At 71.4% G+C, this 24142-nt stretch carries 20 protein-coding genes; 3 read left to right on the top strand and 17 right to left on the bottom strand.

Annotated elements, in window-relative coordinates:
• Position 1: 1 nt before the first annotated feature.
• Entirely contained in the window at positions 2-1144 is a 1143-nt protein-coding gene (locus ACNQOV_RS09780; RefSeq protein WP_402266941.1) for an ABC transporter substrate-binding protein, read from the bottom strand.
• Between the two features lie 175 nt (positions 1145-1319).
• On the opposite strand from ACNQOV_RS09780, the gene ACNQOV_RS09775 reads away from it, so the two are divergent.
• Positions 1320-1757 (top strand): YdeI/OmpD-associated family protein, encoded by a 438-nt coding sequence (locus ACNQOV_RS09775; protein WP_416394343.1) that lies wholly within the window; start codon positions 1320-1322, stop codon positions 1755-1757.
• 188 nt (positions 1758-1945) lie between these two features.
• On the opposite strand, the gene ACNQOV_RS09770 is transcribed toward ACNQOV_RS09775, so the two are convergent.
• The 9 genes from ACNQOV_RS09770 to ACNQOV_RS09730 all read right to left on the bottom strand — a co-directional run bounded on the left by ACNQOV_RS09770 (position 1946) and on the right by ACNQOV_RS09730 (position 15553).
• A complete protein-coding gene (locus ACNQOV_RS09770) occupies positions 1946-2917 on the bottom strand; it encodes a hypothetical protein (RefSeq protein WP_416394342.1) in 972 nt (323 codons plus the stop codon).
• Between the two features lie 315 nt (positions 2918-3232).
• Positions 3233-6343 carry an alpha-mannosidase gene (locus tag ACNQOV_RS09765; RefSeq protein ID WP_416394341.1) on the bottom strand — a complete coding sequence of 1037 codons (3111 nt, stop codon included), beginning with the start codon at positions 6341-6343 and terminating at the stop codon, positions 3233-3235.
• Between the two features lie 78 nt (positions 6344-6421).
• A complete protein-coding gene (locus tag ACNQOV_RS09760; RefSeq protein ID WP_022908315.1) occupies positions 6422-7321 on the bottom strand; it encodes a carbohydrate ABC transporter permease in 900 nt (299 codons plus the stop codon).
• 2 nt (positions 7322-7323) lie between these two features.
• Complete coding sequence (locus ACNQOV_RS09755; RefSeq protein WP_022908316.1) at positions 7324-8274, bottom strand: carbohydrate ABC transporter permease; 951 nt, start codon at positions 8272-8274, stop codon at positions 7324-7326.
• A 110-nt stretch (positions 8275-8384) separates the two neighbouring features.
• On the bottom strand, positions 8385-9746 hold the full coding sequence (locus ACNQOV_RS09750) for an extracellular solute-binding protein (protein WP_416394340.1): 1362 nt from the start codon (positions 9744-9746) through the stop codon (positions 8385-8387).
• Between the two features lie 121 nt (positions 9747-9867).
• Complete coding sequence (locus tag ACNQOV_RS09745; protein WP_416394339.1) at positions 9868-10710, bottom strand: PhzF family phenazine biosynthesis protein; 843 nt, start codon at positions 10708-10710, stop codon at positions 9868-9870.
• A 176-nt stretch (positions 10711-10886) separates the two neighbouring features.
• Entirely contained in the window at positions 10887-11408 is a 522-nt protein-coding gene (locus ACNQOV_RS09740) for a DUF805 domain-containing protein (RefSeq protein ID WP_042724054.1), read from the bottom strand.
• A 272-nt stretch (positions 11409-11680) separates the two neighbouring features.
• Positions 11681-14119, bottom strand: coding sequence for a lamin tail domain-containing protein (locus tag ACNQOV_RS09735; RefSeq protein WP_416394338.1), 2439 nt, complete (start codon positions 14117-14119; stop codon positions 11681-11683).
• A 189-nt stretch (positions 14120-14308) separates the two neighbouring features.
• Positions 14309-15553: an ROK family transcriptional regulator gene (locus tag ACNQOV_RS09730; protein ID WP_022908320.1), complete on the bottom strand. Its 1245-nt coding sequence runs from the start codon at positions 15551-15553 to the stop codon at positions 14309-14311.
• 108 nt (positions 15554-15661) lie between these two features.
• Between ACNQOV_RS09730 and ACNQOV_RS09725 the strand changes: the two genes are divergently transcribed.
• Together ACNQOV_RS09725 and ACNQOV_RS09720 are read left to right on the top strand one after the other, a co-directional pair.
• Entirely contained in the window at positions 15662-16117 is a 456-nt protein-coding gene (locus ACNQOV_RS09725; protein WP_022908321.1) for a GNAT family N-acetyltransferase, read from the top strand.
• Positions 16117-16563, top strand: a complete 447-nt coding sequence (locus tag ACNQOV_RS09720) for an MGMT family protein (protein ID WP_416394336.1) — start codon at positions 16117-16119, stop codon at positions 16561-16563. The genes ACNQOV_RS09725 and ACNQOV_RS09720 overlap by 1 nt, the downstream gene beginning before the upstream one ends.
• Before the next feature lie 37 nt (positions 16564-16600).
• On the opposite strand, the gene ACNQOV_RS09715 is transcribed toward ACNQOV_RS09720, so the two are convergent.
• The 7 genes from ACNQOV_RS09715 to ACNQOV_RS09685 all read right to left on the bottom strand — a co-directional run.
• Positions 16601-17026 carry a DUF805 domain-containing protein gene (locus ACNQOV_RS09715; protein WP_022908323.1) on the bottom strand — a complete coding sequence of 142 codons (426 nt, stop codon included), beginning with the start codon at positions 17024-17026 and terminating at the stop codon, positions 16601-16603.
• Between the two features lie 107 nt (positions 17027-17133).
• The gene (locus ACNQOV_RS09710) at positions 17134-18942 is read right to left on the bottom strand and encodes an ABC transporter ATP-binding protein (RefSeq protein WP_402267263.1); all 1809 of its coding nucleotides are present in this window, start codon (positions 18940-18942) and stop codon (positions 17134-17136) included.
• A 92-nt stretch (positions 18943-19034) separates the two neighbouring features.
• Positions 19035-20858, bottom strand: coding sequence for an ABC transporter ATP-binding protein (locus ACNQOV_RS09705; RefSeq protein ID WP_416394335.1), 1824 nt, complete (start codon positions 20856-20858; stop codon positions 19035-19037).
• A gap of 357 nt (positions 20859-21215) precedes the next feature.
• The gene (locus tag ACNQOV_RS09700) at positions 21216-21422 is read right to left on the bottom strand and encodes a hypothetical protein (RefSeq protein WP_148287049.1); all 207 of its coding nucleotides are present in this window, start codon (positions 21420-21422) and stop codon (positions 21216-21218) included.
• A 142-nt stretch (positions 21423-21564) separates the two neighbouring features.
• Complete coding sequence (purH, locus tag ACNQOV_RS09695) at positions 21565-23199, bottom strand: bifunctional phosphoribosylaminoimidazolecarboxamide formyltransferase/IMP cyclohydrolase (protein ID WP_416394334.1); 1635 nt, start codon at positions 23197-23199, stop codon at positions 21565-21567.
• The gene (gene purN / locus ACNQOV_RS09690) at positions 23196-23789 is read right to left on the bottom strand and encodes a phosphoribosylglycinamide formyltransferase (RefSeq protein ID WP_022908329.1); all 594 of its coding nucleotides are present in this window, start codon (positions 23787-23789) and stop codon (positions 23196-23198) included. Before purN ends, purH begins: the two co-directional genes overlap by 4 nt.
• A 23-nt stretch (positions 23790-23812) precedes the next feature.
• Positions 23813-24142 (bottom strand): hypothetical protein (locus tag ACNQOV_RS09685; RefSeq protein ID WP_416394332.1); only part of this gene is annotated, 330 nt, incomplete at its 5' end.

Here is a 24142-nt window from a genome sequence, read left to right as displayed (position 1 = left end):
CTCAGGAGCCCATCGTCGAGGCCCACTTGGCCGACAGCACCTTGGCCGCGGCGGTGGCCTGCTCGTCGGTCAGCTCGACGGAGTCCTTCGGCGCGCCACCTGCGGCGTCGAGGGCGTCCTGGTCGACCTTGCCCGACTTCTCGAGCGCGGCCAGAGTGGACGGGAAGGCTCCGGCCTGGAGGTACAGGTTCTGCACGTCCGGGCTCGCGATGTACTCCTGCCAGAGGCGCGCGGCGGCCGGGTGCGGGGCGTCCTTGTTGATCGCCTGCGAGTAGTACGAGGCGAGGGCCTGTCCCTCGGGGACGACGGTCTTCCAGTTCTTGTTCCCGGAGGCACCGGCGGCCGGGCCCCATGCGAGGTTGTTGTACGACCACTGGATGACGACGGGGGTCTCACCCGAGGCGACCGTCGCCTGCGTCGGCAGCACGTTCTGGAAGTTGCCGGCCTGCTTCAGCTTGCCGAAGTACTCCACACCCTTGGTGATGTCGTCGGCCGAGCCGCCGTTCTCGAGCGCCGCGAGGTACACCGCCGAAGCGGCCTGGTTCGCCTGCGTCGGGTCACCCGAGATCGCGACCTTGCCCTTGTACTCGGAGCCGAGCAGGTCGTCGAGGTCCTTCGGGGCGTCGGTGATCTTCGACGAGTCGTAGCCGATCGACATCAGACCGGTGTAGTCGCGGGTCCAGGCGCCGTCCGCATCCTTGAGGTTCGAGGGGATGTCGCTCCAGTTCGCGACCTTGTAGTCGGTGAGCAGGTCGAGGTTCTGCTGCAGCACGGCGTTGCCGAGGTCGAGCACGTCGGGCGCGGTCGACTGGCCCTTCTGCGACTTCACGGCGGCGACCTCGTCGGCGCTCGAGCCGTTCGGGTTCGCGGAGGTGATCTTGATGCCGTACTTCTTGGTGAAACCGTCGATGATCTTGCCGTAGTTGGCCCACGACGGCGGCAGCGCGATGACGTTGAGCTGCCCCTCGGCCTTGGCGGCCTTCACGAGGGCGTCCATGCCCCCGGCGGACTCGGCGCTCGTGGCGGTCTTCCAGTCGGTGTCGTCCTTGGTGGTGCTGGCCGAGCTCGTGGCCGAGCAGCCGGCGAGGGTGACGATGGCGGCGGCGGCCAGGGCGATGCCGGCGAGGGTGCGCTTGTGCTGCACGGGGTGTGCCTTTCGGGTGATCGGGACGGACCCGGGATCCGGGTCCTGGACGATCGTGGACGCGGCCGGTTTCCGACCAGTGCTGCCGTGGTGAACGGTGGCGGAACAGCGGGTGCGGCTGTACGGTCTCGACTGTCGGCGCAGGCGCCGGTTCGGCACAGTCCAGGAGGCACGCATGCAGTTCACGACGACCGTCCTGCAGGCGCGGAAGACGGCGACCGGTCTGCCGGTCCCGTCCGACGTCGTCGAGGCGCTGGGCGCGGGGCGCCGACCACCGGTGGTGGTCACCCTGAACGGCGCCTACACGTACCGTTCGTCGATCGGCGTGATGGCCGATCAGTCCCTCGTCCCGCTGTCGGCGGAGCACCGCGCCGCTGCGGGAGTCGCGGCCGGCGACACGGTCGAGGTCACCATCGAGGTCGACGCGCAGCCGCGGGTGATCGACGTGCCGGGGGACCTGGCGACGGCCCTGCACGAGGCCGGTGTCCGGGGCGCGTTCGACACGCTCTCGAACTCTCGGCAGCGGGCCCTCGTCGACCCGGTCGAGCAGGCGAAGGCCCCGGAGACCCGGCAGCGCCGGATCGAGAAGGCCGTCGAGGCCCTGCGCTCGTAGGCGCGCCTGCCCCGCGGGCGCGCCGCGCCGCGACGCGGGCGCGCCAGCTTCGGCGGTACCTGGTCGCTTCGGGCGTACTTGCTCGTTTCGGGCGTACCTGGTCCGAAGTTTCGGGCAGGTACGCCCGGAAACACCTTTCATCGCGGACGCTTTGGGAAAGAACGAGCAGCGTTGAACACCGAGCGGGCTCACCGGTTCGGTGTGGGCGCGGGGTGTCGAGCGCTCCGCACCGGTCGGATCGCACACGGGAGACCCGCGGCACGGAACCGGACCGCCAGTGCGTCGAGGTCGAACAGTTCGCGCCACTCGACGCGGAGGACCGTTCGAACGCCCGCCACGGTGAGCAGGCGGGCATGACGACGTTTCTCGTCCAGGAACACCTCGGTCTGGTCGCGTCCGCCGAGGTACCGCTCCTGCGTGTACTTGGCGCGTCCGTCGATCTCGATGACGACCCCCTCGTCCGGGAACCAGAAGTCGACGGCGAACCGACGACCTCCGACCACGAACTCCTGCTGCAGCACGGGCACGGGCAGCCCGAGCTCGCGGAAGACCACGCGCGCGAGGGACTCCGCCGGCGAACCCGATCGTGCGTCGGCGAGGTCGACGACCTGTGCGGCGCGTGCCCGTCCCCGGGCGCTCGGGTGCACGGCTCGCCAGAGGTCGTCTCGCCCGATGCCGCTGCGGAGCGCCGCGTCGGCCACGACGACACCGGTCCGCAGGTCGTCCGTCATCGCGATGTCGATGACGGTCCGCGGGACCGTGGTGATCGCGAGGTCGCCCGCTCGGATCCGGTCGGCGGCGGACACCGGACGGGTGTGCAGGACCAGTTCCGACGTCCGGGCGCGGTACATCGACTCCGGCACGGTCGCGTGGACGGGCATGCTCCACCCGCCGAGCGAGGGCAGCCCGTGCACCGCAGCGGCGGACGCGTGGGAGATGGTCGCCCGCGTGCCGAGCCGACCGAGCCGCGCGTACACACGAGTGACGTACCGCTGCCGGGGCCCGGCGGCGTCCCAGGCTGCGCCGTCGACGAAGGCGTTCGGCCCCGCACGGACGAGCCGACCGGCGCCGCGCAGCCGTGTCCGTCGACGCAGGGTGCTGGCGTCGAGGCCGGCTTCGCGGGTGGTGGAGGCCCGGAGGATGGGCAGCGGTTCGTCCATGCACGCGACGATGCCCGACCAGCCACGCGCTCAGCAGGCCGGCGTCGTGAACTGTGGACGCGCCTCCAGGCCCGCCCTGGTGTGGAGGAGTGAACGTTCCTTCCCATGACGGGCGCGATCCCTGCCGGAATCGGGCGTACCTGGTCGGAACTTTCGACCTGGGACGCCCGATTCGACCAGCTACGCCCGGAACGACCGGGTACCAGCACCCACCAGCACCAGCACCAGCACCCACCCGCCAGCGCAGCACGGCGCCGGACGGAACGCACCCGAGTCCCGTCCGGCGCCGCGGTCTCCCTCGCCGGCCCCGCTGCCTCAGGCCCGGCGTACCCGCAGGGTGACGATCTCGAAGGGTCGGAGCGTGAGCACGACCGGCTCCCCCGACTCCCACGAGTCCCCCAGCCCACGTTCCAGCAGGTCCACCGCCGTCACCGTGGCGACGTCGAACCCGAAGTCGACGCCAACGTCGGCAGCCCGCCCACCGGACGCCTCGTAGAGCCGCACGACGACGTCGCCGGAGCGGTCCTCGGCGAGCTTCACCGCCTCCACGAACACCTGCGGCGACGACACCGTGACGAGCGGGTCGACCGTGGTCGTCCCCTCCACCGTGCGCACCGGCAGGTTGAGCCGGTAGCCGCTGTCGGCGGCGTCGAGGACCGACGCGCCCACCCGCAGCACGGTGCGGAACACGTGGTGCCCCTGGTCGGCGTGCGGGTCCGGGAACGTCGGGGCGCGCAGCAGCGACTCGCGGACGAGCGTCGTGGTCCCGCCGTCGGCCCGGGTGGTCCGGGTGATGTCGTGCCCGTAGGTGGAGTCGTTCGCGACGGCGACACCGAACCCCGGCTCGGCGACGTGCACCCAGCGGTGGGCGCTCGTCTCGAAGCGGGCCATGTCCCACGAGGTGTTCTGGTGCGTCGGGCGGTCGATGTGCCCGAACTGGATCTCGCTCGAGGCCGACGACGCACGGACGTCGAGGGGGAACGCGAGCTTGAGCAGCTTCTGCCGCTCGTGCCAGTCCACCTCGGTCTCGATGGTCAGCTCGGCCTCGCCGTCGACCGCCGAGTACCGGGTGGTGATCGACGACGACCCGAAGGTCCGCTGCACGACGAGCGACGGACCGTCGACCTCGACCGAGGACGCCGTGAGCACCGTGCCGTTGCGCTGGTAGGCGCGGTCGATGTCCCACGCCTCCCACTGGTTCGGGGTGTCGCGGAACACGGTGTACTCGGCGGCTGCGGCACCGGGTGCGACGGCATCGCGGCCGGTCGCGTGGTCGACGAGCGACACGACGTGACCGGCCGCGTCGACGGTCGCCGTGACGACGCCGGTGTCGAAGACGAAGTGGTCGCCGTTCCGGACGGGAGGCACGGCTCGCGGTGCCGGGGCGAGCGAACCACCCAGGGCGGTTGCGCCCCCCGCGGTGACGGGCGATGCGTTGAAGCGCACGACGTTCCCGGACGAGCCGCTCCCGCCGACGGCGTCGGCGCCGGACGGCGCGTCGAGCAGCGCACTGCCGCCGCCGGCCACCGTCGACGACGACGCCCCGACCCCGGCGAGCGCCGCGGCCCCGCCGTTCGCGAGCGCCGTCGTGGCGTTGCCGATGAGCCCCTCGAGGACCCGGGCGACCTCGGCGTAGTTCGCCTCGGCGTTCTCGTAGACCCAGGCGATCGAGGACCCCGGCAGGATGTCGTGGAACTGCTGCAGCAGCACCGTGTGCCAGGCCTCCTCGAGCTCCTCGTACGGGTAGTCGAGCCCGAGGCGGACGGCCGCGGTGGACGCCCAGAGCTCGGCCTCGCGGAGCAGGTGCTCGGAGCGCCGGTTGCCCTGCTTCGTCCGGATCTGGGACGTGTACGTGCCGCGGTGGAACTCGAGGTACATCTCTCCGGACCACACCGACGGCGTCGGCAGGGTGGCCTCGATCTCCTCGAACACCTGCGCCGGGGTGCCGAGGTCGACCCGGGGCGATCCGTCGAGGTCGTGCTGGCGCCGTGCCGCCGCGACCATCTCGCGGGTGGGTCCGCCACCGCCGTCGCCGAAGCCGTACAGGAGCATCGACGTGTTGGCGACGCCGCGCTCCTTGTTCTGCCGCTCGCCGCGGTGCAGGTCGGCGGGCGAGACGTCCGAGTTGTAGGTGTCCGCCGGGGGCAGGTGGGTGAGGACGCGGGACCCGTCGATGCCCTCCCAGTGGAAGGAGGTGTGCGGGATGACGTTCGTCTCGTTCCACGAGGGCTTCTGCGTGACGAACCACTTGGAGCCCGCGGCGCGGACGATCTGGGGCAGCGCGCCCGAGTAGCCGAACGAGTCCGGGAGCCAGGCCTCGGGGGTGTCGATGCCGAACTCCTCGAGGAAGAACCGCTTGCCGGCGACGAACTGCCGGGCGAGGGCTTCGCCGCCGGGGAGGTTCGTGTCCGACTCGACCCACATGCCGCCGACCGGGATCCACCGGCCCTCGGCGACGCGCTGCTTGATGCGGGCCCAGATCGACGGGTAGCCGTCACGGATCCAGGCGTACTGCTGGGCGGACGAGCACGCGAACGTGAAGTCCGGGTCGCGGTCCATCAGGTCGAGCACGTTCGAGAAGGTGCGGGCGCACTTGCGGATCGTCTCGCGCACCGGCCACAGCCAGGCCGAGTCGATGTGCGCGTGGCCGACCGCGACGGCGCGACCGGCGGACCCGGACGCCCCGACGGCCAACAGCGGCGCGAGCACGGCCCGGGCGTCGACCGCGGTGCCGGCGACGTCGTCGGGGTCGAGGGCGTCGGCGGCACGCTCGAGGCCGCGCAGCAGGTCCGCGCCACGCGTGCCGTCCGTGGGGAGCTCCCCCATCAGGCCACGGAGGACCCAGAAGTCCTGCTGGAGTTCCCACACGGTGTCGTCGCGCTCGACGAGTTCGATGCGGCGGACCCGGTAGATCGGGTCCGATCCGGCGGTGGACTTCGAACCGAGCGGCGTCGCGCCCTGGAACGAGTCGCCGCCGATGTCGGGGTTGGCGGCGGCCTCGACGTAGAGCTCGAAGGACTCGCCGGGCCCGACCTCGAGCGGCACGGTGTCGTTGTGCGGCTCGATGCCCTTGATCGTCGTGCCGTCCGGACGCCACGCGAGCCCCTCGGCCTGGAAGCCGGGGTTGCGCTTGGTGAAGCCGAGGTCGACGAGGAGCTCGGCGGTGGTGCCGGGCGCGGTGCCGAAGTCGGCCGGGACGGTGCCGCGGATCCGGAACCACGTCGTGCCCCAGGGCTTCCCGCCCCAGGCGCCGCCGTCGAACGGCGTGTAGTCGGCGGCGACGGCGGTGGCGAAGGGCACCGGTTCGTCCGGCACCTGCCAGGCGTCGATCGTGACCGGGGCCGAGCGGCGGTGCACGGCGGGGTCGATGCGGTCGCGGACCAGTCGGGCGATCCGGGCGTGGACGAGCGGTTCGTCGGAGTGCATGGAGGGATTCCTTCCCAGCAGGTGGGCCGGCGGCGCGGCCCGGCGAGGGGCCGACGGCGCGGCCCGCGGACGGGTGTGTCAGCCCTTGATGCCACCGGCGAGGGCGTTGCCGCCGCCGAGGCCTCGGGACACGAGGACGTAGAGGGCGATGACCGGTACGGAGTACACGATCGAGAACGCGGCGAGCTGCCCGTAGGCGACGGCGCCGTTCTGGCCGAAGAAGTTGAAGATGCTCACCGCGGCGGGCACCTTGTCGGGCGAGAGGAGCAGCACGAAGGGGACGAAGAAGTTCCCCCAGGCCTGGATGAACACGAAGATGAACACCACGGCGATGCCCGGGCGCATGAGCGGGATGACGATCCGCCACAGCGTGGTGAGCATCGAGGCGCCGTCGGTCCACGCCGCCTCCTCGAGCGAGATCGGCACCGAATCCATGAAGTTCTTCGCCATCCAGATGGCCATCGGCAGGCTGGTCGCGGCGAGGAAGAAGATGCAGCCCCACACGTTGTCGATGAGGTTCAGCGACACGAACAGCGCGTAGACGGGGACCATCATCGCGGTGATCGGCAGGCCGGTGCCGAACAGGATGCTGTAGAGGAACGGCTTGTTCACCCGCATCTTGTAGCGGGACAGCGGGTAGGCGGCGAGGATCGCGACGACGACCGTGACGACCGCCGTGCCGCCGGAGAGCAGCAGGCTGTTCCCGAGCGGGATGAACGACAGGTCCGGTGTGAGCACCTTCGCGAAGTTGTCGAGCGTGAACTGCGTCGGCATCTTCACGGACAGCGACGCCTGCGTGTCGAGCGAGGCGAGCACGAGCCACAGCAGCGGCACGGCGAAGCACACGGCGATGACGAGCAGCACGACGTTCGACACCCAGCGCATCGTGCGGCCGCGCGGCGAGGTCATGTGCAGCGCACCGGGGGCGGTCACCGCGCGGGTGGCGTTCGAGACCGGACGGTCAGCGGTGAGGGCCATGGTCAGTCCACCTCCGGCTTCAGTGCCTTGATGTAGATGATCGAGAAGACCGCGCCCACGATGAGCAGGATCGTGGCGATCGCAGTCCCGAAGCCGAGCTGCGAGAACTTGAACGCCTCCTGGTACGCCAGGATCGGCAGCGTCGACGAGTTCGTGCCGGGGCCGCCGCCGGTCATCACGAAGATGAGCGTGAACACCGACAGCGTCTGCAGCGTCGTCAGCATGAGGTTCGTCGAGATCGACCGCCGGATGACCGGGAGCGTGATGTACACGAGGCGCTGCCAGCCGGCGGCACCGTCGACCTCGGCGGACTCGGTGATCTCCTCGGGGACCTCCTGCACGGCGGCGGAGTAGACGAGCATCGAGAACGCCGTCCCGCGCCAAATGTTCGCGAGGATGACCGCGAGCATCGGGTACGTGTACAGCCAGTTCGGCCCGGTGATCCCGATGGTCTTCAGGAACTCGTTGAGCGTGCCCTCGTCGTTGAAGAACGCGTACGCGGCGAACGACGCGACGATCTCGGGGAGCACCCACGCGGCGACGACGAACGTACCGACGATGGACCGGATGACCTTGTTGGCGCTCCGCATGAGGAGGGCCAGCCCGAGACCGAGCACGTTCTGGCCGACGACGGCGGAGGCGAGCAGGAAGACGATGGTGAGGATGACGGACTTCGGGAAGTCCGGGTCCTGGAAGAGCTCGACGTAGTTCTTCAGCCCGACGAACTGCTGGTCGGAGGCACCGACGCCGGTGAGGGCGGAGTTGGTGAACGACCCGTAGAACGACGAGATGACGGGGCCGAGCAGGAAGATGACGAGGAGGACGACGGCGGGCAGGAGGGGGACGGCCCGTCCGACGTTCCGCAGCGGCTTCCGCTTGCGCGGGACCGGCGGATCGGTGCGCTTCGGCGCACCGGGCGCCGACAGGGTCGGCGCGAGGGGGGTGCTGGACACGGTTGGTTGCCTTCCGGGTGCGGAGAGGGTTCCGAAGGTGGGTGGTGACGGACGGGAGGCGCGGCGCACGACGCGAGCCGCGCCTCCAGTCCGTCAGGTGGTGACGAGCGTCAACCGGCGGAGACGGTGTTGTCCTTGCCGACGACCTGTTCGACGGCCGTGTCGTACGCGGCAGCCGCCTGCTTCGGTGTCTGCTGCCCGGTCATGACCGACTCCATCGCGACCTGGATCGCGTTCGAGACCTGCGAGTAGTCGCTCGTCGCCGGGCGGAAGTTGGTGTGTTCCACCAGCCCGGAGAAGAACTTGAACGTGGGGTTCGCGTCGGTGTAGGCGCTGTCCTCGGCGACGTCCTTGCGCACGGCGATCTGGCTGTTCTCGGTGTCGTACTTCAGCGAGCCGTCCTTGTCGAGGAACTTCGTGATGAAGTCGAACGCGGCCTGCGGGGCCTTCGAGTTCTTGCCGATCGCGAGCGTCCAACCACCCGACATGGAGTTGTAGCCGGGCTCCTGACCGTTCTGCGTCGGGAACGCTGCCTGGCCCATCACGTCGTTCCACTCAGCCCACGGCGCGGTGCCGGTCTTCAGCCACGTGCCGGACTGCCACGAGCCGTCGAGGTCGATCGCGAGCTTGCCCTGGGGCAGCCACGTCTGCGCGATGGTCGTGCCGACGTTCGTGTCGAGCGCCTGCTGCGGTGTCGGGCCGAGGCCGCCCTGGTAGACGTCCTTCACGAACTGCAGCGAGTCCTGGAACTGCTTCGAGCCCGTGACCCACTTCTTGTCCTTGTAGAGCGTGTTGCCGGAACCGTCCGCCCCGTACAGGAGCATCTCGAAGCCCTGCATGGTCGAGGCCTCGCCCTGCGCCTTGCCCGAGTAGATGTTGAACGGGATGACGCCGGAGTCCTTCTCCTTGATGGTCTTCGCCGCGGCGAGGACGTCGTCCCAGGTCTTCGGCTGCCACGGGACCGGCAGGCCGACCTCCTTGAAGATGTCCTTGTTGTACCAGAGGGCCCGGGTGTCAGTGCCCATCGAGACGCCGTAGGTCTTGCCGTCGACACCCTCGCCGGCCTGCTTGGCGTTGTCGTAGAACTGGTCCCAGTCCTTCCACTTGGCCACGTACTCGTCGAGCGGCAGGAGGTACCCGGCCTGGGCGTCGGCCTTGATGAGGAAGGTGTCCTCGTACATGACGTCCGGTGCGGTGGCCGGTGCCTTGTTCATGAGCGCGAGCTTCGTGTAGTAGTCGTTGCCCTGCGCCTGGATCGGCACGAGGGTGACCTTCTTGCCCGGGTACTCCTTCTCGTACTCCTTCTTGACGACCTTCATCTGGGCGTCGAGCTGCTGGAAGGCGCCGAACTTCTGGTAGGCGATCTTGATGGTGTCGCTCGAGGCAGACCCTGAGCTGGAACAACCCGCCAGTCCGACCGCGGCGACTGCCACGGCTGCGAGACCGGCGATGATTCGGGTGCGGCGTTTCATCGGTGCTCCTTTGCACGGGATGTTCGCGGGCTCCGTCACCCGCGCGCAGGATTACTCCACCGTATTTACTTATCCGTGTCAAGAGCCTGTTCGTGTCGATTCGGTCACGCTCCCTGGCGGCTCAGACCGGGGTGGCGCCTCCGGTCACGGTGATGCCGCCGGTCGCCGGGACGTCGACGAGCAGCACGCTCGGCCGCCCGACGTGCCGTCCCTGTCGGATCACCACGCGGTCGTCGGGCTGGACCGCGCCGACCTCGCGGAGGTACGCGCCGGTCGACGCCGCTGCCGATCCCGTCGCCGGGTCCTCGGTGATCCGACCGGCCGGGAAGAGGTTGCGCGCCTCGTACTCCAGCGCGCCCGTCCGGTGCAGCACCGTGACCGTCCCCGCCCAGCCCGCCTCGCGCTTCAGGGCGGCGAGGGGCTCCGGGGCGAAGCGGAACTGGTGGAACAGCTCGACGTCGGCGAGGACGATCACCGGGTGCCAGTTCCCCGCGAAGGACTCGAGCACCGGGAAGTCCGGCGCGACGTCGTCGATCGTCAGGCCGAGCAGGGCGAACAGCCGGTCGCGCAGGTCGGGGTCGAGCGGACGGGACTCGGGAGGGACACTCGTCATCGCGACCTGGACGCTGCCGTCCGGGGCGGCCGTGGCGTCGAGGGCGATCTCGCCCGCGGCGGTCGTGAAGACCCGGCGTCCGAGGCCCTCGCGCTCGGCGAGCACGACCGCGGTGGCGATGGTCGCGTGACCGCAGAACGGGACCTCGGCCGCCGGCGAGAAGTACCGCACGCGGGCGCCCGCCTCGGTGCGCCCGGTGACGAAGGCGGTCTCGGGGTAGCCGACCTCCTGTGCGATCGCGAGCATGTCGTCGTCGGACAGGCCGGACGCGTCCAGGACGATGCCGGCGGGGTTGCCGCCCCCGGGCTCGGCGGCGAAGGCGGTGTAACGGAGGACCTCGGTGCGCACCATCCGACGGTACCGCCGGGCGCTTGGCCTCGCTGGTGCGTGGGCCGCGGGCGTGCGGGCCGCTGGCGCGCGTTCGTGAGCAGGAACGGTCGGGTCCGCGCCACGAACCCGACCATTCCTGCTCACCGGATCACTCCGAGGCGGGGGTCCCCCGGCGTCGTGCGGCCTGCGGACCCCGGTCAGGCCGGTCGGTCGAACCGCGCCCCGCGTTGGTCGGACGGCTGCGCCAGGAGCACCAGCAGCACGATGTTGCCGATCGGCACCAGGTAGAGCAGCACCCACCACCCCGAACGGCCCGAGTCGTGCAGGCGCCGGACCGCGATCGCGATCCAGGGCAGCGCGATGACGAGCAGGACGACGCCGTAGAGCCCGATGCCGATCTGCGCGATCGGTGGGAGGGAACCCAGCAGGTACCCCCACACCGGGAACGGGTTGAACGAGCGCATCGCGTCGTCGAGCATCGCCGAGTCGGCTGCACTCACCGGGCCCGGTCGCCACGTCACGATGCCGATGGCCCAGGGGATCTGCAGGGCCTGGACGATGAGGAACGACCACAGCGCCCACCACCAGAACTCCGGTCGTGCGGCGCGCCCCCGGAACACGGCGTAGCCGCGGAAGAACCGTGGGAACGCCGACACGAAGGTCGCACCGTGCCACGGCACGCCGACCGGGGGTTGGGTTGCTCGTGGTTCGGTCTGCACACGTCCTGCCTACCGAGGAATCCTGAGCGCTGCTCGCGTCGGGCGTCCCCCGAAGCGGCGGGTGCGGACCCCGGGCGACATCGTCGCTGTCGTACGACGACCACGATGTCGCAACGCCTCACCACAGGCCCCCACGCAGGTCGCCCGCGCAGGTCGCCCGCGCAGGTCGCCCGCGCAGCGAGCGCTGCCCGGTGTCAGGCGACGCGGGCGCGCGTTCGTGAGCAGGAACGGTCGGGTCCGCGCCACGAACCCGACCATTCCTGCTCACCGGATCACTCCGAGGCGGGGGTCCCCCGGCGTCGACGGAGCACGAGCACGCCCGCACCGGCGACGAGCAGCAGGAACGCGGCGAGCGCGGCGACTCCGAGACCCTCGGCACCGGTGAACGCGAGCGCACCGGTGACCGGGTCGATCGTGATCGTCGTCCAGCCGAGCACCGTGCCGTCCTCGGCGGTCACCACGATGCGGTGTTGCCCCGCGGGGGCGTCGGCGGGGATGGTCGCCGTGACCGTGCCGTCCGCTGCGACCGTGGCGGTGCCGAGGAGCGTCGGCGTGGAGAACATCCAGACGTGCACCTGCTGCCCGGCGTACCGGGTGCCGACGCCGACAGTGATGGTGTCGCCGGGGCGCGCGGTGGCCGGGGCGGTGAGCGAGCCGCGGTTCGCCTGGGTCAGGGACGCCTCGGACGGCGCGACGGGCGAACCCGAGGGCGACGTACCCGACCCGGGGGCCGAGCCACCCGGCGCGGTGCCACCCGGCGCGGTGCCACCCGGCGCGGGCGTCGACCCGCCGCCCGGCGTGGGCGTCGGCGTCGTCCCGCCGCCGCCCGGCGTGGGCGTCGGAGTCGTCCCGCCGTCGCCCGGCGTCGACGAGTCGCACGGGTAGGTGCCGGTCCGGAGCGAGAACCCGTCCGTGTCGTTGTCGTCCGCGTAGAACGTCGCCCGCGCACCCTCGGTGCAGACGCCCGAGATCGCGAAGCCCTCGTTCGCCAGCGTCCGGTCCGCGTTCGTCGGCGCCTCGTACACCGTCGTGGCGGCGAAGGCCCCGTCGGTCACCTCGTACAGTGCCGTCCGGCCGGAGCAGGCGTCGTCGCACACCACCCAGAGCGCGTCGAGCGTCGGGTCGAACTGCACGTCGGCGACGACGGAGAACGGCGTCGCGATCGTCGCCACCCGCTGGGACCCGCCGTCGGACATCAGGGCGTACGCGTACACGCTCGCGGTGCCCTCGACGCCGACGAAGAACAGCCCGTCGCCGTGTCCGGCGTAGGTCGCCGGCGAGTACGCGGCGCCGGTGTGCTCGTCCGCGAAGCCGTGTGCGGTGAGCCACGAGTCCGGGATCCAGGTGACGCCCTCGAGGCCCGCGTTCGCCCCGAGCCCGGGGAAGTCCGCCGCGAGGTTCCACTCGTCGGTCGCGTTCAGCGTCGTCTGGGAGCCGTCGGTGGTCGCGAAGCGCAGCACCGCGGGACGGCTGGTCCCGGACACGTCGTTGTTCCGCTCGGTCGAGACGTACACGGCACCGGGGTCGTCGGAGGTGATGGTCACGCCCTCGGCGTCCGGCGTCCCGGAGCCGTCGGCGTAGTGGAGCTCGGTCCCGGCCGCGTTCGTCGGCGCCCAGCCGCCCGCCCCGTCCGACGTGAGGTGGTAGAGCAGCCCGTCGCCGTTCTGCACCGCCCAGAGCTGCCCCGCGGCCGATGCCGGGGTCGACGCCGATGCCGACGGCGTCCAGTCGATGCCGCTCAGGTCACCGGTGAAGGTGTCCTCGTCGTCGAGCACCCGCTCGTCCGGACCGCCGGGCCACGCCTCGGCGGTGACCACGCCGGCGAACCGGTTGGCGGCACCCTTGGTCGGTGCGGCGGTCTCGGCGAACGCCCCGGTGCCGTCGGGGTTCCGGCCGTACGTCGTCGCGGCGTGCGCCGTCCACGAGTACGAGTCGACGAGGGTCCCCCGTGGGTCGAGGAGCCGTGCCGAGTCCGCCTTGCCGAGCCCGAACCCGAAGTCCTGCTCGTCGAGCACCGTGAAGCCACCGGGAGCGACGGTCGTGCCGGACGGGATCGCGTACGCGTGCGCGTCGTCACTGTCCGAGAACACGTACCCGCCGAGGTCGACGGTCGTCGTCCCGGTGTTCGTCAGCTCCACCCAGTCACCCGGGGTGCCGCCGTCGGACTCCACCTCGTTGATGCGCACCGGCGAGGAGCAGTCGTTCGCCGCGCCCTTCGTCGACGCGGTCGTGTCCACGAGGGCACCGGTGCCGTCCGGGCAGCGCCCGTACGTGACCGCCGCGTGCGCGGTCCACGCGTACCGGAGCACCAGGTCGCCCGCCGGGTCGTAGACCCTGACGGTGTCGGCGCCGCCGAGCCCGAAGTCGAAGCCGGGAGCGGTCGCGGACAGCTGGTCGATGACGAAGTACCCACCCGCGGCGATGGTCGAGCCGGTCGGCAGGACGTACGCCTCGTGGGAGCTGTCGTCGTCGAGGAACGCGTACCCGGACAGGTCGATCGCCGCCGACGAGGTGTTCGCGAGCTCGACCCAGTCGGTGTCGTCGCCGTTCGACTCGACCTCGTTGACGACCAGTCCGTTGGCGGCGGACGCCCCCACGGTGGGGTCGTCGTCACCGACGGCAGCGGAGGCGGGGGACGTCGTCAGGGCACCGCCGACGACGACGAGGGCAGCGACGACGGACGCGCCGAGGCGAAGAGCTCGGGGATGCATGCAGGGTCCTTCTCGGGTGTTCAGGGGAGACCTGCACGACTGTTCAGCATCCGGGCATCCGGCCGGTGGCGTCGAGGTGAACGACGGGTGTCGCCCGCCTCGCACGCGACGGCACCGTGTGCCGGACAGGAGGCGCGGGTCGGCCCCGCACCGCGCCTCCTGTCCGGTGGTGCGCGCGACGGACCTCCGTCAGCGACGGATGAGCAGGGTGCTCGCCCGCGGCGACAGCGCCGCGTCGAGGACGAGGCAGGCCGCGCCGACCGCGGCCACGTCGGCGCCGCGGTCGCTCTCGGTCACGACGACCGGGTGCTTCGGAACGAGCAGCGGCGAACCGACGATCGCCTCGCGCGCGGCCGGCAGGGCGGCGCTCGCGATCCGCGACCAGAAGGGCCCGCCGAAGACCACCCGGTCGATGTCGAGCAGGTTCACGATGAGGACGACCGCGTTCCCCATCACCGTCCCGGCCTCGGCCGCGAGCCCACGGGCCACCGGGTCCCCGGCGTCGATCGCCGCTCCGAGTGCGTCCCAGGCCCGGTCGACGGCCGCGACGCCCGCCGGGGCGCCGCCGAGTGCCAGGCCGCGCGCCTGCGCGACGTGCACCAGACGGTCCGGGGCGACCGCCGCACCGACCTCGCCGCGGGTGCCCTCGCCGTCCGGCGTCCCGGCGAGCGACCCCTGGTCGACCATGATGTGCCCGGCGTCACCGGCGTTCGACCCGACGCCGCGGACGGGCTCGTGGTCGACGACGAGCCCCACACCGAAGCCGGTGCCGAAGTAGACGAAGGCGAAGTTCCGCGCCGAGGACTCCCCGGCGAGGAACATCTCGCCGATCACCGCCGCCGTGACGTCCTTCTCGAGGAGCACCGGGTACCCGGTCGCCTCGGCGAGCGCATCGCGCAGCGGGACGTCCCGCCACCGCGGCAGGAACGGCGGGTCGAGCACGACACCGGCGTCGACGTCGATCGGACCGGGGCTCGCGATGCCCACCCCGAGCACGGCGTCCACGTCGACCCGGGCACCCGCCACGAGTTCGTCGACCGCGGTCGCGATGGTCCGGACCACCTCGGACGGGTCGTCGGCGGTCGGGGTCGACGTGGTGCTCGACGCGACGACGGTCCCGGCGAGGTCCAGCAGCACGTAGGTGACGACCGCCGGGTCGACGTGCACCCCGACGGCGTACCGGCTGCCGGCCTCGAGCCGCAGGATGGTGCGGGGCTTGCCGCGGCCGGACACGACCGTGCCGGACTCCGCGATCATCCCCGCCTCGATGAGGAACCGCGTGACGTTCGACACGGTCTGCGCGCTCAGGCCGGTGCGGGACGCCAGCTCGACCCGGCTCAGCCCGTCCGGCGAGCGACGCACCGCGTCGAGCACGACCGTCCGGTTGAACCCACCGATCGACGGGAGGTTCGCCCCACGCCGATGCTCTGCCATGCCGCGACCATACCGCGCCGGTCGGCCCGGCACCGGTGGCACAACGGTGCGGTATCGGTCGCGCGGCTCGCTGGCCCCCGCACGGGTCGCACGGCTACCCTGAGCGGCATGACGGACCTCCGCCTCGAAGAACTCTCCGCGTCGACCGCTGCGGCGGCGAACTCCCTGACGCTCAAGCCCGGGCAGGAGCAGTTCGTGCAGCCGACCACGTACGGCGTCGCGGAGTCCGACGTGAAGCCGAGTTCGGCGTGGACGCGTGTGGTCCTCGACGGCGACGAGGTCGTCGGCATGATCATCGGCACCTTCGACGAGGACAACGCCGAGGAAGAACTGCGCAGCGCGATCTGGCGGGTCAACGTCTCGGCGACGGCGCAGGGTCGCGGTGTCGGCCGGTTCGCCGTGCACGGTCTGGCGGACGAGGCACGGAGCCGCGGCCTCGAGCGTCTGACCGTCGTGTACGAGCCCGGCGGGGACGACAGCCCCGAGGCGTTCTTCCGCGCCGTCGGCTTCGAGTTCGTGCGCGAGACCCAGTACGGCGACCACTTCGCGGTGCTGACGCTCTAGTGGCCCGAGGACCGGTCGGCCACGGGGCGCCCGCTGCCGTCTCGTCCGGCCACGGGGCGCCCACTGCCGGCTCGTCCGGCGACGGGCTGCCCACTGCCGGCGCGTCCGGCGACGGGCTGCCCGCTGCCGACGACTTCGGTGCGGCCGTGGCCGAGGTCGTGCGCCACATCCCCCCTGGCCACGTCATGACCTACGGCGACGTCGCTGCGGCGCTCGGGTCCCGGGCGTCCCGAGCCGTCGGCAAGGTGATGGCGCACGAGGGTGCCGACCTGCCCTGGTGGCGCGTGGTGCGGTCGGGCGGACTGCCGCCGGCGCACCACGAGGCCCGCGCGCACGAGCACTACCGCGCCGAGGGCACGCCCCTGGTGCAGGGCACGACCACCTGGCGGGTCGACATGCGTCGCGCGCGGTGGTCACCGGCGACGGACGCGGACGACCCGTTCTGACGGCCGGTGCACGGGCAGTGCCGGCGCGGGCCTCGGCTCACGCGTCGAAGCGGGCGCCCTTCGGGTTCGACGGCAGCAGGCACAGCACGAACAGCACGAGCGACCCGATGCCGACCAGCACGTGCAGGAACTGCCAGAAGCCGGACAGGTTCGCGTCGTGCAGCCGTCGGGCGCCGAGGGCGAGGGAGCCGATCAGTGTCGCGAGCCCCCACACCACGAAGAGGTAGGAGCCGACGGGGTTCTCGAGCACGGGGGTGTCCGGCGTGAAGGCCTGCGGCACGAGCTGCAGCACGAGGCCGATCGCGAACGACGTGATCCACCACCACCAGAACTCGGCTCGGGACGCCCGGCCCGTGAACACGGTGTACTTCCGCCAGAACCGCCGGACGGCCTCGGTGAAGGGTGCCCCGTAGAAGGGGTCGCGCAGGGCCACGCCGCCGGGCTGCACGCTGTCGTCGCTCATGGGTCCACCCAACCACGTGGAACCACGGATCCGACGTGGAACCAGCGCGAGTGCGTGGTTCCACGTCGGATCCGTGGTTCGTCCGACAGGGCCGATCGACGGTGCCGCTACACGAGCGAGTCCCGCCAGGCCGCGTGCAGCTGAGCGAACCGTCCGGTCCCGGCGATGAGGTCGTCCGGGGTGCCGTCCTCGACGATCCGGCCGTACTCCATCACGAGCACGCGGTGCGCGATCGCGACGGTCGACAGACGGTGCGCGATGATGACCGCGGTCCGGTCGGCGAGCAGCGTCTCGAGCCCCTCCTGCACGAGCCGCTCCGACGGGATGTCGAGCGACGCCGTGGCCTCGTCGAGGATGAGCACCTTCGGGTCCGCGATGAACGCCCGGGCGAACGACAGGAGCTGCCGCTGCCCGGCCGACACCCGGCCGCCGCGCTTGTTCACGTCGGTGTCGTACCCGTCGGGCAGCGCCATGATGAACTCGTGCGCGCCGACCGCCTTCGCCGCCGACTCGATCTCGTCCCGTGACGCCCCCGGCTTGCCGAGCGCGATGTTGTCCGCGACCGTGCCGGAGAACAGGTACGCCTCCTGCGTGACCATGACGATCGCGCGACGCATGTCCTTCGTGTCGAGGTCCCGCAGGTCGACGCCATCGAGCCGCACCGAGCCCTCGGACGGGTCGTAGAAGCGCGCCATGAGCTTGGCGAGCGTCGACTTGCCGGCACCGGTCGACCCGACGAGCGCGATCGTCTGCCCCGCCGGGATGTGCAGGTCGAACTCCGGCAGGACGACCTTGCCCTTGTTGTAGGCGAACACGACGTCGTCGAAGTCCATCTTGCCGGTGGCGTCCGCCAGCCGCGTCGGCTTCGCGGGGTCCGGCACGCTCGGCCGTTCCTCGAGCACGCCGGAGATCTTCTCCATCGCGGCCGAGGCCGACTGGTACCCGTTGTAGAACATCGCGAGTTCCTGGGCCGGGTCGAAGAAGCGCTTGGCGTACAGCGCGACCGCGAGCAGCGCACCGACCTCGAGCGACCCGCCGACGATCCGGAAGCCGCCCACGATCACGACCGCCGCGAGCGTGGCGTTCCCGATGAGCACGAGCACCGGATCGAACGTCCCGAACAGGTTGAACACCTTCGTGTTCGCCACCCGGTAGTCCTCGACGAAGCCGCCGTACTCGTCGCGGTTGCGGGACTCCTTGCGGAAGGCCTGCACCGCGCGGATGCCCGTCATGGTCTCGACGAAGTGCACGATCACACGTGCCGAGGCGACACGGGTGGCGCGGAACAGCGTCTGCGAGTTCGACTGGAACCAGCGGATCAGGAACCACAGCGGCACGAGCGACACCGCGAGCACCAGCCCGGACGTCGGGTCGAGCGCCACGAGGGCGATCGCCGTGAACACCATGTAGAGCACGCCCTGGATGAGTTGGTTCAGCCCGGAGTCGAGCAGCTCGCGGATCGAGTCGAGGTCACTCGTCTGGCGCGAGATGATCCGGCCGGACGTGTAGGTCTCGTGGAACTCCAGCGAGAGCCGCTGCGTGTGCAGGAACACCCGCTTCCGCAGGTCGAACAGGATCGCCTGGCTGATCCGGGCCGCGAGCACCGTGTACCACGCGGTCAGGACGGCGCCGAGGACGGCCACGACGATGTACGTCGCGACGACGCCGAACGCCGGCACCCAGTCGTTCCGGTCGAGGACGGCCGGCAGGGCGTTGTCGATGCCCCACGCGATGAGCGCCGGACCCGCGACGGTGCCCGCAGTGGAGACCACGACCACGACGCCGAGCAGGACGAGCCTGGCTTTGAGGGGCGCGGCGAGGGACCCGAGCAGGGCGAGGGAGCGACGCCGCAGGCGCTTGCTCTCCGCCTTGGTGAAGTCGTCACGTTCCTCACCACGCACACCGAGCGTGGTGATCGACGCGGTGACGGGCTGCTGCGCGTCGTCGACATCGGGTGCGTCGGTCGACTGCGCCGACGTCTGGGCTGGCAGTTGCTGTTCCTGCTGGCTCATGCCATCGCCTCCTCTCGTGCGGTGGCGTCGTCCTCGTCGAGCGACGAGATGACGTAGCGGTAGTGGTCGTTGGTGGCCATCAGCTCCGAGTGGGTGCCGACGGCGGTGACGATGCCGTTCTCCATGAGCGCCACCCGGTCGGCGAGCGTCACGGTCGACGGGCGGTGCGCCACGATGAGCGACGTGGTCTCGGCGAGGACGCGGCGGAGGCCGGCCTCGACCCGAGCCTCGGTGTCGACGTCGAGCGCGGACAGCGGGTCGTCCAGGACGAGCACCGACGGCCGCGCCGCGATCGCACGGGCGAGCGCCAGGCGCTGCCGCTGCCCGCCGGAGAGGGACAGGCCCTCCTCGCCGACACGGGTGTCGACCCCGTCCGGCAGGTCGTCCACGAAGGACGCCTGCGCGATGTCGAGGGCTTCGCGCATGACCGCCTCGGCCTCGGCGCCGGACAGGTCGGGGCGACCGAGCAGCACGTTCTCGCGCACGGTCGTCGAGAACAGCGTGGCGTCCTCGAACGCGACGCCGACGTGCCGCCGCAGCTCCTCGCGGGTGAGGTCGCGGATGTCGACCCCGTCGATCGTCACCGAGCCTCCGGTGACGTCGTAGAGCCGCGGCACGAGCGACAGCAGCGTGGTCTTGCCGCAGCCGGTCAACCCGACGAGCGCCATGGTCTCGCCCGGCTGCAGCTGCAGCTCGACGCCGTTGATGAGGTCCGGGTACTGCGGTGCGGAGTCCTGGTAGCGGAAGTGCACCCCGTTGAAGGACAGCGCACCGTGCGGCTCGGCGATGGTCTTCGGCGACTCGGGGTCGGTGATCGTGTTCTCGGAGTCCATGACCTCGAAGAAGCGGTCGACCGCGGTGCGGGTGTCGAACGTCATCGAGAGCAGGAAGCCGATCGACTCGATCGGGAACCGCAGCACCGTCGCCGTCGCGAAGAACGCGAACAGCTGCCCGACGGACAGCTCCCCCTGCGAGGCGAGCCAGATGCCGGCGAGCAGGCAGAGCGCGAACGCGACGTCCGGCACGAGCAGCAGCCACAGCCAGATGCTCGCGATCGCCTTCGCCTTCTCGATCTCGGTGCCGCGCAGGGCTTCGGCCTGCTCGCTGAACTCGTCGAGCTTGTAGCGCCCGCGACCGAACGCCTTGAGCACGCGGATGCCGTGCACCGACTGCTCGACGCTCGTGGCGAGGTCGCCGACCTGGTCCTGGCTGCGGCGTGCGACGACGGAGTACCGACGTTCGAACAGCAGCCCGTTGATCCACAGCGGGATGGACGCGACGAGGAACACCAGGCCGAGCAGCCACCCGAAGGTGAACAGCACGACGAAGCCCACCACGATGGTCACGATGTTGACCACGAGCAGCACGACGCCGAACGCCAGCCACCGTCGGATCAACGACAGGTCGGAGACGGAGCGGGACAGCAGCTGTCCGGACTCCCAGCGGTCGTGGAACGCGACCGGCAGGTCCTGCAGCTTCGCGTAGAGCGCGTTCCGCATGCTCGTCTCGATGCGCGTCGACGGGCGCATCACGAGTCGGCGGCGCGAGGCGATGAAGAACGCCTCGAGCACGCCGAGCGCGAGCACGCCGAGGCCGGCCGGCCAGATCTGTGCGGAGTCCTTCGAGGACAGCGGCCCGTCGACGAGCCACTGCAGGACGTAGGGGATCGCGAGCGCGACCAGGGAGGCGCCCATGGCGGCGAACATGCCGCCGATGAGGCGCCGCTGGTGCGGCTTCACGTAGGGGTAGATCCGCGCGATGGCGCGGAAGGTCGAGGGGCGGTCGGTGGACGGGCGCGCCTGGTCTGGCGTCTTGGACATGGATTGCGTCCTCGTGCGTCGTGCCGAGACCCTCTGGATCGGTCGCTGCTGTCGCAGCCGCCGGTCTGGAGGCTCGGTGTCCGTTGCGTGGTGGTCGTCGGCCGAGCGGGTCGGTCGCGTCCTCGGGCCGTGCCCGCCCTGGTGAGGCGTGCTCGGTCCGCGTCGCGGTCGCCCGCCGCCGCGTCGGACGCGGCGTCGGTTCGGTCGGAGTGCACCGGGAGCGTGTCGTCCCCCGGGTTCAGGCGTGGGCTCGCGCGGGCCCGTGCTCGTCGTCGTCGCTGGTGTCGCGGCGGCTCGTCGCGTGCTCGTCGTCGTCGGGCGGTCCCGTCGACTCGTCGCTGGCTGTGGGAGGCAGCCCTACGCGGACAGCGGTGCCGTGGCGGCGGGCGCACCCCGGTGGGGGTACGGCGCGACGGCCGCGGACGCGGGACGCGGGCGCATGCCACGGGTCCCGCCGAACGGTCGTGCGTCGGGAGCGGTCCCCACGAGGAGCACGAGACCCGCACGGGCAGCCGTCGCCACGGTTCCGGTCGTCGTGTTCATCGTCACTCCAGTCGTCGTCATCGTCACCGTTGTGTCCGCGGTGCCGCCGGCCGGTGTGTGTCGTGGACACTGGGGCCGTCGGCGTGCCTGTCGCGGAGCCTTACAGACTATTCACAGTCGAACGTGGTGCGCAAGCGTTTTCCGGAGTTGCCGGTTGTTCGACTCAGTGGAAGAAGTGGCGCTCGCCCGTGAAGTACATCGTCACGCCCGCCGCCGTCGCCGCGGCGATGACCTCGTCGTCGCGGACGCTGCCGCCGGGCTGCGCCACCGCGCGGACACCCGCGTCGAGGAGGACCTGCAGGCCGTCCGCGAACGGGAAGAAGGCGTCCGATGCCGCGACGCTGCCCGCGGCCCGCTCCCCCGCACGGCTCACCGCGAGGTGGCACGAGTCGACCCGGTTCACCTGGCCCATGCCGACGCCGACGCTCGCCCCCTGGTTCGCCAGGAGGATCCCGTTCGACTTCACGGCACGGCTCGCCTTCCAGGCGAACGCGAGGTCGGTGAGCGTCTGCTCGTCGGCCGGTGCGCCGGCGACGAGGGTCCACGTGGACTGGTCGAACGCGGTGAAGCGGTCGGCGTCCTGCACGAGGAACCCACCGGAGATCTGCTTGACCTCGCGCGGGGCCAGGGCGAAGTCGGTCGGGAGCGTGAGGAGCCGGATGTTCTTCTTCCGCGAGAGGATCTCGATCGCCTCGGGGTCGAAGGCCGGCGCGACGACGACCTCGGTGAAGATGTCCGCGACCGTCTCGGCCATCTGCTTCGTCACCGGACGGTTCGCGGCGATGACCCCACCGAACGCCGAGAGCGGGTCGCAGGCGTGGGCGGCGGCGTGCGCGGCGGCGATCGGGTCGGCGGCGTCGGCCGGTGCGATCGCGATGCCGCACGGGTTGGCGTGCTTGATGATCGCGACGGCGGGCTCGGCGAAGTCGTAGGCCGCGCGGACGGCGGCATCGGCGTCGACGTAGTTGTTGTACGACATCTCCTTGCCGTGCAGCTGCGCCGCCTGGGCGATCCCGGTCCCGCCGGCGCTCGTGTACAGCGCCGCGGCCTGGTGCGCGTTCTCGCCGTACCGGAGCGTCGCGGCGAGGTCGGCGCCCACCGTGAGGTGCTCGTCGAAGCTGCCGGGCGTCTCGATGTCACCGCTCGTGGTCGGTGCCGCGGCCGCTGCCACGACGTCGCTCGCGAAGTACCCGGCGACGGCGGTGTCGTAGGCGGCGGTGTGCGCGAAGGCCTGGGCGGCGAGGCGCTTCCGGAGCTCGAGCGTGGTCCCGCCCGCACGGACGGCCTCGACCACCTCGGCGTAGGACGACGGCGACACGACGATCGCGACGTTCGGGTGGTTCTTCGCCGAGGCCCGGACCATCGCGGGGCCGCCGATGTCGACGTTCTCGACGACGGTCGCGGTGTCGGCGCCGGAGGCCACCGTCTCGACGAACGGGTACAGGTTGACGACCACGAGCTGGAACGGCTCGATGCCGAGCTCGGCGAGCTGCTGCTCGTGCGACTCGAGGCGGAGGTCGGCGAGGAGGCCCGCGTGCACCGACGGGTGCAGGGTCTTGACGCGGCCGTCGAGCGACTCCGGGAAGCCCGTGACGCTCGAGACGTCCGTGACGGCGTACCCGGCGTCGCGGATCGCTCCGGCCGTGGAACCGGTCGAGACGATCTCGACGCCGGCGTCGGCGAGGGCCCCGGCGAGCTCGAGCAGGCCGGACTTGTCGCTCACCGAGATGAGCGCCCGCCGCACGGGGACGAGGTCCCGGTCGCGGTACAGGCTGGGGTCGGCTGCGTGCACGCTCATGCGCTCGGGGTGCCCTTCAGGTCGGTGGTGCCGTTGGCGATGTCGAGGATGGTCTGGATGAGCAGGCGTCGCTCGACCGGCTTGATGCGGTCGTGCAGCGTCGACTCGGAGTCGCCGGGGAGCACGGGGACGCGCTCCTGGGCGAGGATCGGGCCGCTGTCGACGCCGTCGTCGACCTGGATCACGCTCGCACCGGTCTGCTCCACACCGGCGGCGAGGGCGTCCCGCACGCCGTGGGCGCCGGGGAACTCGGGCAGGTAGGCCGGGTGCGTGTTGATGACGGCGGGCGCGAACTCGGACACCACCGCGGGCGGGAGCAGCCGCATGAGCCCGGACAGCACGAGCAGGTCGGGCGTCCACGGGCGGATCTGCTCGGCGAGGGCTTCCCCCCACGCGGCGCGCGTCTCGTAGCGCGAGAACGGCACCGTGAAGGTGGGGATCTGGAACTCTTCGCCGAGGCCGAGTCCCTCGGCGTCGCGGTCGGCACCGATGGCGACGACCCGCGCGGGGTACTCCGCGTCGAGGGTCGCCTCGAGCAGGGCCCGCAGGTTCGAGCCGGCACCGGAGATCAGGACGACCAGTTCGAGCACGGGACAACCCTACCGGGCCGCGGTCACCGGTCGTCCTTGGGACGGCGCCACCACGGCAGCTCGTCCTCGGGGATCTGGTCCGTGGCGTCCCACCGCTGCTGCGGGGCCGCCGGTGCGGACGGTGCTGCACTCGTCGTGATGCCGCCGTGGTCGTCGTCGGCGTCGTCGCGGCCGGCGACGAACTCCTCGGTGCTCCACGGGAACGCGGGCTGCGGCTCGGTCCCGGGCGCGTGCGGCACGGCCGCTGCGGGCTGCTCCGGCTCGCGGTCGGCGCCGGCGCCGGTCGCCCGGTCGCGCAGGTCGCCGACGCGTTCCCGGACGCCGTCGGCCGCTCCGCGCAGGCGGTCGCGGAT

It is taken from the genome of Curtobacterium sp. LFS084 (assembly GCF_047977705.1).
GTDB lineage: Bacteria > Actinomycetota > Actinomycetes > Actinomycetales > Microbacteriaceae > Curtobacterium.
This window is presented reverse-complemented; position numbering and strand designations above follow the sequence as displayed.